The sequence below is a fragment of the Rhodothermales bacterium genome (assembly GCA_013002345.1).
Lineage (GTDB): Bacteria > Bacteroidota > Rhodothermia > Rhodothermales > JABDKH01 > JABDKH01.
The window spans coordinates 1-9,233 of the sequence record JABDKH010000276.1 but is presented as its reverse complement, the minus strand read 5'-3'; the positions used below and the strand labels follow the sequence as shown (position 1 = coordinate 9,233).

At 57.6% G+C, this 9,233-nt stretch carries 9 protein-coding genes; 6 read left to right on the top strand and 3 right to left on the bottom strand.

Annotation, left to right across the window (positions count from 1 at the left end; translation table 11 throughout):
- Positions 1 to 374: 374 nt before the first annotated feature.
- The 6 genes from HKN37_13230 to HKN37_13205 all read left to right on the top strand — a co-directional run bounded on the left by HKN37_13230 (position 375) and on the right by HKN37_13205 (position 6,250).
- A complete protein-coding gene (locus HKN37_13230) occupies positions 375 to 1,193 on the top strand; it encodes a ParA family protein (GenBank protein NNE47610.1) in 819 nt (272 codons plus the stop codon).
- A gap of 38 nt (positions 1,194 to 1,231) precedes the next feature.
- Positions 1,232 to 2,170: a ParB/RepB/Spo0J family partition protein gene (locus HKN37_13225; GenBank protein NNE47609.1), complete on the top strand. Its 939-nt coding sequence runs from the start codon at positions 1,232 to 1,234 to the stop codon at positions 2,168 to 2,170.
- Between the two features lie 82 nt (positions 2,171 to 2,252).
- Positions 2,253 to 2,819: a hypothetical protein gene (locus HKN37_13220; protein NNE47608.1), complete on the top strand. Its 567-nt coding sequence runs from the start codon at positions 2,253 to 2,255 to the stop codon at positions 2,817 to 2,819.
- A 206-nt stretch (positions 2,820 to 3,025) separates the two neighbouring features.
- Positions 3,026 to 4,330 (top strand): pyridoxal phosphate-dependent aminotransferase family protein, encoded by a 1,305-nt coding sequence (locus tag HKN37_13215; GenBank protein NNE47607.1) that lies wholly within the window; start codon positions 3,026 to 3,028, stop codon positions 4,328 to 4,330.
- Positions 4,331 to 4,404: 74 nt separating this feature from the next.
- Positions 4,405 to 5,532: a GNAT family N-acetyltransferase gene (locus HKN37_13210; GenBank protein ID NNE47606.1), complete on the top strand. Its 1,128-nt coding sequence runs from the start codon at positions 4,405 to 4,407 to the stop codon at positions 5,530 to 5,532.
- Positions 5,516 to 6,250, top strand: coding sequence for an HAD-IA family hydrolase (locus tag HKN37_13205; GenBank protein ID NNE47605.1), 735 nt, complete (start codon positions 5,516 to 5,518; stop codon positions 6,248 to 6,250). The genes HKN37_13210 and HKN37_13205 overlap by 17 nt, the downstream gene beginning before the upstream one ends.
- A gap of 1,288 nt (positions 6,251 to 7,538) precedes the next feature.
- On the opposite strand, the gene HKN37_13200 is transcribed toward HKN37_13205, so the two are convergent.
- The 3 genes from HKN37_13200 to HKN37_13190 form a co-directional block, all read right to left on the bottom strand.
- Positions 7,539 to 8,162: a rhomboid family intramembrane serine protease gene (locus tag HKN37_13200; GenBank protein NNE47604.1), complete on the bottom strand. Its 624-nt coding sequence runs from the start codon at positions 8,160 to 8,162 to the stop codon at positions 7,539 to 7,541.
- 42 nt (positions 8,163 to 8,204) lie between these two features.
- Complete coding sequence (gene purQ, locus HKN37_13195) at positions 8,205 to 8,912, bottom strand: phosphoribosylformylglycinamidine synthase subunit PurQ (GenBank protein ID NNE47603.1); 708 nt, start codon at positions 8,910 to 8,912, stop codon at positions 8,205 to 8,207.
- Between the two features lie 222 nt (positions 8,913 to 9,134).
- Positions 9,135 to 9,233 (bottom strand): polyisoprenoid-binding protein (locus tag HKN37_13190; GenBank protein ID NNE47602.1); only part of this gene is annotated, 99 nt, incomplete at its 5' end.

Here is a 9,233-nt window from a genome sequence, read left to right as displayed (position 1 = left end):
GTAACAGCGGCGAGCTGCTGCGCGTTCAGCTCGCTTTCGTAGTCGATCGCGAGTGACGTGACTTCCGGGGCGGCCTCCGGCCTTAGAACTATCCGGCGCGGCATACAGTCAATTGCATAAATGCGGAGCGTGAAGGCAAACGCGGCGCTGCGGCACCGGATTGAAACGGCTATACAGCCCTGTCTACGAACAATACGACAGCCACGTTTCCCTCGGTCGTTGTTGGCTTACGAGACACTTTCTTCATACCTTTTTAGGTCCCCCCAGTACCCTTACGCTCACGTACGTCGCGTTCGACCCGGGACTATCGGGAATGAGTCGCGGTCCCGATTCCCCCGCCTCGAGCCGGCATTGCCACCGGCAAATGGTCTTTGATGGCTAAGACAATCGCAGTCGCAAACCAGAAAGGCGGCGTTGGGAAAACTACCACGTCCGTCAATCTGGCATGCTCCCTGGCAGCCACTGAGCACCCGACGCTCCTCATCGACTTCGACCCGCAGGCGAACGGTACATCCGGCGTCGGTATCGACTCGCGCACAGCTCTTCGGACAAGTTACGAGGTCCTGATAGGATCCTCGAGCCTTGATGATGCGATCGTGTCAACGGATATGCCGTTCCTCGACGCCGTTCCCAGCCATATCAATCTCGTCGGAGCGGAAATCGAGATGGTTGACGTGCCGGATCGCGAGCGCATCTTGAAACGCGCACTGGGGCGAATCCAGCACACGTACGACTTTATCATCATTGATTGCCCTCCGTCGCTCGGTCTTTTGACCCTCAACGCGCTGACCGCAGCCGATTCCGTCCTGATTCCGGTGCAAGCCGAGTACTACGCGCTGGAAGGACTCGGCCAATTACTCAATACGATCAAAATCGTCCGACACAATCTGAATCCGGATCTGGAGATTGAAGGCGTGCTCGTGACCATGTTCGATACGCGCCTGCGACTTGCCAACCAGGTCGCGGACGAGGTCCGTCGCTATTTCGGGGATCGTGTGTTCCGGACTATTGTCCAACGAAACGTCAGACTCTCGGAGGCACCAAGTTTTGGAAAGCCGGTGCTGCTGTACGATGCCACGAGCACCGGGTCCCGCAACTACATTGGGCTTGCAAAGGAAGTTCTGCATAACAACAGGCGGATGCTGGAGAGTGAGAGTCAGATTTCCGAGACGGTCCAGCCGAATGCCGATTGAATCAGGAACCCTGGTACAAACCAAACAGCACGCACAGCATGGCGACTAAGAAAGCAGCCCTTGGCCGGGGTCTGGATGCATTGATCTCGATCGATCGACCAATCGACGGGACGTCCGGCGAGGAATCGACCGGATCGAAGATGTATGACTTTGAGGATCGTTTGCGGCTCGTGGGACGCGTAGCCGAAATCGAAGTCGAGAGGATCAAGCCGAATCCTTACCAGCCCCGCGACTCCTTTGATGAGGCCGGTCTCGAAGAGCTGGCCACCTCGATTAAGCAGGTTGGCATTGTTCAGCCGATTACCGTGCGAGCGGTCGGAGGTGGAAGATTCGAGCTGATTTCGGGCGAACGGAGGCTCAGGGCTGCTAAGCTGGCCGGTCTCGCCCGCATTCCTTCGTACGTCAGGCAGGCGGATACTGAGGAAATGCTGGAGATGGCCATTGTCGAGAACATCCAGCGCGAGGAGCTCAATCCGATTGAGATTGCTCATGGATATGAGCGTCTGATTGACGAATGTGGTCTGACCCAGGAACAGGTATCCGACAAAGTCGGCAAGAGCCGTGTGGCGGTGACGAACACGCTGAGGCTGCTCAGGCTGCCTGCGTACATCCAGTCGCTGATCAAGCTCGGCAGTCTCACAGCGGGTCATGCGCGGGCTGTCGTGACTATCGAAGATGAGCCTCTTCAGCGGAAGATCGTGGAAGTCGCCGTTCGGGAGGGCCTGTCGGTGCGAGAGGTCGAGCGCAGGGTCCGATCGCTGCTCAAGCCCCGCGAAAAGACTACGGCACCAACTCAGAAGGCCGCGAACCGCGGTGTGGATCCGAACATGCGGGCCGTCACGGATCGACTTCGATCCCGATTCAGTACCCAGGTTCAGATCCGACCCCACGGATCGGACGATTCCGGTCGTATCGAGATCTCGTACTACTCTCGGGAGGACCTCGAACGACTTATCGAGGAGCTCCTGCTCTCCTGAGCCACCTGACGTGCCCGTGGCAATACACCGGCTGATACTCTTGCCCGCCAGGACTCGAGGGTGGATTCGAGCGGTGACCGTCGTGGCGGTCCTGCTTGCGGTATCGACGACGACATATCCGGCGGTCGGTCAGTTGAGCTCGCAGGCGACCGACGCCCCGTCAGGAGACCACAGCCCCGGCGGCGCGCTCTGGCGGGCGTTCGCGGTACCCGGTTGGGGACAGGTCTATAACCGCCAGTTCGTCAAGCTTCCCTTCCTGTACGGCGCAATAGGCGGTCTTGCATTCCTGGCGTCTGATCTCAACGGCGACTACCGATTGTACCGACGCGCCTACCTGTACAAGTCGTACCAGGAACTGGTGGAGTCTGGACAGTTGACGGAAAATCCGAATGAGACGCTAAAACCGTACTATGACGAGCTGGCGGCCAGATTCGGCGCGATTTCGTCCTCCCCACTGCGCGACAGGCGCGACAATCTCAGGCGGAACCGTGACCTTTCGTTCGTTGGCATCGGCTTAGTGTATGGACTATCCGTGCTGGACGCCTACATAAGCGCTCATTTGCTCGATTTTGATGTCGATGAAGACCTGACCGTGTTCATCAGACCGGTACCCTACGGTCTTTCCGCAAATGTGAAGATGCGCTTCTAAACCACGCAAACGCCACCTGGACAAGAAACAAGTTTGTTGACACGTACATTCAAGGGGGTCTTAACTTCTTGCCCGAAGTTCTCGGGGTCGCACGCCAACGGCGCGTGTGCCGTCGACGCCCTACGACTTGTGGGCCCAGGCCAGGCCAGATTCACGACAACGGCCGAAAGTCGCGCCAATCCCTTTCATTCACCCCGGACATGCCGATGACCGACGGCGACAGCCAGGAACGACGGGGAACGTCTGTGCCAGAACCACAGGTCGCGACAACCCCTGAGCCAACGCTCTTTGACAAGTGCCATGCCTTCTTCCACGAGGATGGTCACTATTCGATGGCGAAGAGGGATGGCCTTTATCCGTATTTCCGCCCGATCGAGCGCAACGATGGCACCCGAGCCATTATGAACGGACGCGAAATCATCATGGCCGGGTCGAACAACTACCTCGGGCTGGTTTCTGACCCTAGAGTCCGGCAGGCCGCTTCCGACGCGATCGAGCAGTACGGCACCGGCTGCACGGGGAGTCGATTCCTGAACGGCACGCTGGATATCCACATCCAGCTTGAGGAGCGCCTGGCACATTTCATGGGCAAGGAGGCCTGTGTTCTGTACTCAACGGGCTACATGACGAATCAGGGCGTGATCCAGGCCCTGACCGCAAAGGGCGATATCATCTTCTCGGACAAAGACAATCATGCGTGCATTGTCGCGGGCACGATGGTCAGCACGGCGGACACGTGGCGATATCGCCACGATGACATGAATCACCTTCGGCTCCTCCTCCAGAAAGCGGCAAATGAACGACCGGACGCCGGCAAGTTCATCGTGACGGATGGCGTGTTCTCCATGAGCGGCGTGATAGCCAGTGTACCAGAGCTCGTGGAGCTTGCGACCGAGTTTGGAGCCGTCTTGATGCTTGATGACGCACACGCCGTTGGCGTGATAGGCAAGGGGGGTCGAGGTGCCGCAGCGTACTACGATCTGGGCGACAAGGTGCATCTTACGACTGGCACCTTCTCCAAGAGCTTTGCCTCCCTGGGCGGCTTCTGCGTGGGTGATGCCGATGTCGTCGAATTCCTGCGGCATAATAGCTCGACCCACATCTTCAGTGCGTCCATGCCGCCTGCGAACGTGGCCACCGTCCTCAAATGCCTCGAGATACTCGAAACGGAGCCTGAGCGACTGGAGCGACTCTGGAAGATATCAGACTACATGCGCGATGGATTCCGCTCTGCTGGTTTTAACGTCTGGACGAGCCAGGCTCCGATTATCCCCGTAGTGATCGGAGACATGAATACCTCATTCAGATTCTGGAACCGACTGATCGAAGAGGGCGTGTTCGTCAACGCAGTCGTTCCGCCGGCAGTCCCCCGCGGACAGAGCCTGATGAGAACATCATACATGGCCACGCACTCGGACGAGGAATTGGATTTCATCCTCGATGCGTTCGAGCGAGTCGGAAAAGAGCTGCACGTGATTGGCCACAATGGCATGGCCGACGCGGGCTCGTGAACGTTCGTTGAGTCCGGCGTCGAGTCGCCCCGCCTGTCGGGTGGTCCCCTCAGCGCACATTAGCCCAGAGTGACATCGTGACGATCAAGCCTGTTCAGTCGAAAGCAGATCTTCGCCGTTTCATTTCCTTCCAGTACGATCATTACCGAGGCGATCGATGCTGGATACCACCGCTGAGACTCGACGTCAAACACACTCTGGATCACGGGAAGAATCCGTTCTTCGATCATGGAAAACTGCAGGCCTTCCTTGCCGAGGACGGAGATGGAAAGATACTGGGCCGGATCGCCGCGATCGTGAACGGGATGCATCTCAAGAAGTACGACGACGGAGTCGGCTTCTTCGGGTTCTTCGAATCCGTTGAAGACCATGCAGTCGCGGATAAGCTTTTCCAGACGGCCGGCAGCTGGCTCCGTGACCAGGGCCTGAAGGCCATGCGGGGGCCTGCCAATCCTTCGCTTAATGACGTGGCGGGGCTGCTTGTCAGTGGATTTGATCGGCGACCCGCCGTCATGATGCCCTACAACAAGCCGTACTACGCCGACTTCTTGAGCCGCAGCAGCTTTGAGCGCGCCATGACGATGTGGGCGTTTTTCGTTCACGAGAAATATGCCGCATTCGACAAGCTCTGGCGCGGGCGGGATATCGTGCTCAAGAGGCAACCCGGTCTCCGGCTCAGATCGATCGACATGAGTCGATTCGATCAGGAGGCGGCCACGATCCTGGACATTTACAACGAGGCGTGGTCAAAAAACTGGGGCCACGTACCGATGACGGATCGCGAGTTCGCCAAGGTGGCGAAAGAGATGAAGCAGGTCCTCGATCCCGATCTCATATTGATCGTAGAGGACGACGGCGAGCCGATCGGATTCGCCATCAGTTTGCCGGACATGAACCAGGCGCTCCGGCACGTCAAGGATGGTCGGCTGTTTCCCACGGGCCTTCTGCGGCTGCTCGCTCATTCCAAAATGGGGTCCATCTCCTCGATCCGCATGCTCCTGATGGGTGTCAGGCTCAAGTATCAGGGGCGCGGGATTGACTCTCTTCTGATTGCCAATTCGATCGAGAATGGTCAGAAACGAGGTTACGATTCGGCAGAGATGAGCTGGGTTCTTGATAGCAACCAGCGACTCATCAATAACCTCGAGGCGATCGGCGGCGTCAGGGACAAAGAGTATGCTCTCTATGAGAAGCAAATCTGACCGTGCGGACCTTGCCGCGTCGCCTCCGCGGTTTGTGTACTTCGATCTCGACGACACCCTCCTTGATCACAGTGCTGCGGAGCGCGAAGCGTTGCGTGACGTGGCGCTTGAACTTCTCGGCCTTGGGAACGACTCGCCGATCATCGAACAACTGCAGCACGCGTACCACGATCGAAACCGGGACCTGTGGGCAGACTATGCAGCACGTCGTATCACCAAGGACGAACTTCGCCGCAAGAGGTTTGAGCATATCGCAGACACCTTTGCCACCGCGGCAACGTGGACTGAGCTCGACTCGTTCTACATGAATCGATATGCAGATCACTGGCGACCTGTCGATGGCGCACTCTCGCTATTTGAATGGGTCGCTGACCGGTACCCGGTGGGAATCATCACGAACGGATTCGCGAGCACGCAGCACGCCAAGCTGGATCGATTCCCCATGATCCGAGAGGTGTCGAGGGCTGTGATCATCAGCGAGGAGGTCGGGCATCTCAAACCGGACCGCCGGCTGTTTCTCCATGCCGAACAGGCTGCGGGCGAGCGGGGCGATTCGATCTTGTATGTTGGAGACTCCTTGCGGTCTGACGTCGAAGGCGCACTTGCGGCGGGCTGGAGGGCTGCCTGGTTTACGGAGAGGGAGGTACCCGTCGGACTGGCTGCGAACGTGTTCGCGTTCCGGAAATGGCGGGAATTCCAGCAGTATCTGGCGGGCTGAGAGTGCAGGGTACAAACAAAAAAAGCCACCCAATGGGCAGCCTTTTTTGATATCCCTTAGACGCGACGGCCTCCAACTGAACCGTTCGACCGCTTGCACGATCTCGCGGGTCTAGTTATTGGAGGCCCATCTCTGCGATCACGCTATTAACGTGACCAGCGATCGGAGACCCTCTCCCGAAGAACAGGGTTTTCATCACACCGCATGGGCACACAGTGTGTCGATCGTTGTTGCCTGACAAAGATTGATCCTTGCCGGTCTGTTCCACGACCTTTCGGCCGGAGGATCCAGGTTCGGTCTTTGCATTATTGCCGCCCGCCTCGCCTTCCGCCTGCCGTTACCCAACGTGCCGATGACAGCGGGTCGTACAGACAGCCACGTGGACGGCCGTGTCGTTCGGTCAACTCGTGGCGGCTCCATCCGCGCAATTCGCATTACGCAACGGACACCAGAACAACCTCAGACTTTCTCGTCACATACCGACGATGAAGCCGGCCGGCGACGAAAACCACAATACAATCGGACATCTGATTCTTTCGAACCAGGAGCCGCGATCGCACTTTACAACCAGTTTGCGGAACACCTCGGAAAGCCGATTCACCTTGCGGCTAGTCGACATACCGACGCAGGTGCTGCCGATCCGGTCCCATCCGTGCGCATCCTCAACGACATGGCGGAGTTTGACCTCCGTCGCACCGCATCGTTGCGCACGAGGGAATCCAGCTACCGATCCACTCAGGCGAGCCCGCGGTATGGTAAACGAAGCCGAAGCCTCGATCCCTTCGCATGGCTCTTGTTTCACGGGCCGGCGAACTTTCCAACGCCGAAGCGCCGGTCCTCTTTCGCCGACAGTGCACCTCACAGGTACCGTCGAACCTTTCGATTCTTACTGGCTGACCTCATGCAGCCCAGAGACTCAGTCGCGTCAAGGAACAGTGCCGTTAGGCACGGGGACAATGATATGCTGAGGCCCTGCCGGTGTCAATCGGAATTGATCCACAAACTATGCACACTTCTTCTGCACAGTGTGGAAAACTGGCGCCTGCATCGGGGCAAAAAAGAAAGGCCCGGCCGTTCTGGCCGGGCCTTCCAAGTGCCCACTAGCGATGCGACTGAGCTCTGAAGCATGCCGGGTCGCGTAAGTCCGGCAGCTCTCAAGGCACGCATGAGGTGCCAGAATATACAGTGCGCGAGGAACGAGGCGCAAATGCAATAACGGTATTAATTACAATATGTAGCTTAATACCGCGAAAAGGAAGCCATCCCGACTCGCACAATAACGGATTAACTACAATCCGAGATTATTCAGGAATACCTGTACTGCACGCGGCTCGAGAATGATCGTGAGCAGGAGGCCACCGAGCGCGCCCCCCAGATGCGCCTCGTGCGCGATACCACCCACAGATCCTCCCTCCATTCGACGATTGATGGCATATACAGAGAGGGCGACATAGCCGACCGCAAATACGATCGACCACATCGGTATCACACCGAAGAAGTAGATCTTCTCGAAAGGAAAGAACAGGCAATACCCGAACAACACTCCACTGACGGCACCTGACGCACCCACCGCGGCGTACGATTCGTTGTCGTGGTGAAGGGCCAGCGAAAGCCCGTGTGCGGCCAGTTCGGATCCGAAATACAGTACCGTGAAATCGAGAGACCCCAGAAGCACTTCCAGAAGCGGACCGAAGAAGTACAGCGTGATCATGTTAAATGCCAGGTGTCCCCATCCAACATGAACAAACCCTGCCGTGATCATTCGCCAATGCTCCTTTCTCTTCAGAATCGCGTGCGGTTGAAAAGACAGCCGCTCGACGAGTGACGCATCGACGAGCAGAGCATAGCCACTCACCAGGGCGTTGAGGAGCAACAGAAGAAAGGTTACGGGCGCGTCGAAAAGTCCAGGCATGGGAGAGGCATCAAGTGCGGGCGGAATGACTTCGGCAATGGCCTACGTCTGAACCGCCACAAAGTGTTCAACGATGGACCTGAAAACTCCGAGACCGTCGGGACGGCCCAGTATGGCATCAGAATTACGCTCCGGATGCGGCATCATACCCAGAACGTTGCCAGCTTCATTCAAAATGCCCGCGATGTTTCGGGCGCTTCCGTTCGGATTCGCCTCATCCACGGCCTCACCCGATTCGTTACTGTAACGGAACGCGATCCGACCCGTCGACTCCAATTCTTCAAGCGTCGCTGAATCAGCGAAGTAGTTGCCATCTCCATGCGCGATCGGCATCGATAGCACTTCGCCCGGTCGAAACGTGTTTGTAAACGGAGATCGCGTGTTTTCGACCCGCAGATTCACCGACCTGCAAAGAAACCGCAGCGATCTGTTGCGAATTAGCGCTCCCGGCAGCAGGCCCGCCTCACACAGAATCTGAAATCCGTTGCAGATTCCGATGACCAGCCCCCCCTCTCGGGCGAATCGGACGACATCTTTCATCACGGGTGAGAACCGAGCGATCGCACCAGATCTCAAATAGTCTCCGTACGAGAACCCACCGGGCACGATCACCACGTCGGCATCTCCCACCGTGGTCTCTTTGTGCCAGATAAAGCGGGCATCTTCGGCCAGGATATGCCCCGCCGCATGGTATGCGTCGTGGTCGCAGTTTGAACCGGGAAAAACAAGAACCCCAAAAGTAATGGGCATAGGGCGTAGGCGATGTCAGTGCGGGACTGGTGACTCCTCCACGGAGGCAGGTTCGACCGGTTCTCCATCACGGGAGCCGGCAAGGGAAATGTACCACCTCGCACAAGTACCTGTCGACTCGTGGTTCGAAATCCATCCAAATTGTACCTGGTACCGGCCACAAAAAAAGGCGCCGACCCTTCCGGGCCGACGCCTTCCATTCCCTGTGCAGAGATCCGAGTTCTACGACTGGATCGCCTGAACCTCAATCAAGATCTTCACCTTGTCGCTGACGATGACCCCACCAGCCTCTGTCAGGTTGTTCCATACCAGACCAAAGTC

Excerpts from the sequence above, each read along its gene's own strand:
- HKN37_13230 (NNE47610.1), top strand. The coding sequence starts at position 375 with ATGGCTAAGACAATCGCAGTCGCAAACCAGAAAGGCGGCGTTGGGAAA.
- HKN37_13225 (NNE47609.1), top strand. The coding sequence starts at position 1,232 with ATGGCGACTAAGAAAGCAGCCCTTGGCCGGGGTCTGGATGCATTGATC.
- HKN37_13215 (NNE47607.1), top strand. The coding sequence starts at position 3,026 with ATGACCGACGGCGACAGCCAGGAACGACGGGGAACGTCTGTGCCAGAA.
- HKN37_13205 (NNE47605.1), top strand. The coding sequence starts at position 5,516 with ATGAGAAGCAAATCTGACCGTGCGGACCTTGCCGCGTCGCCTCCGCGG.
- HKN37_13200 (NNE47604.1), bottom strand. The coding sequence starts at position 8,162 with ATGCCTGGACTTTTCGACGCGCCCGTAACCTTTCTTCTGTTGCTCCTC.
- purQ (NNE47603.1), bottom strand. The coding sequence starts at position 8,912 with ATGCCCATTACTTTTGGGGTTCTTGTTTTTCCCGGTTCAAACTGCGAC.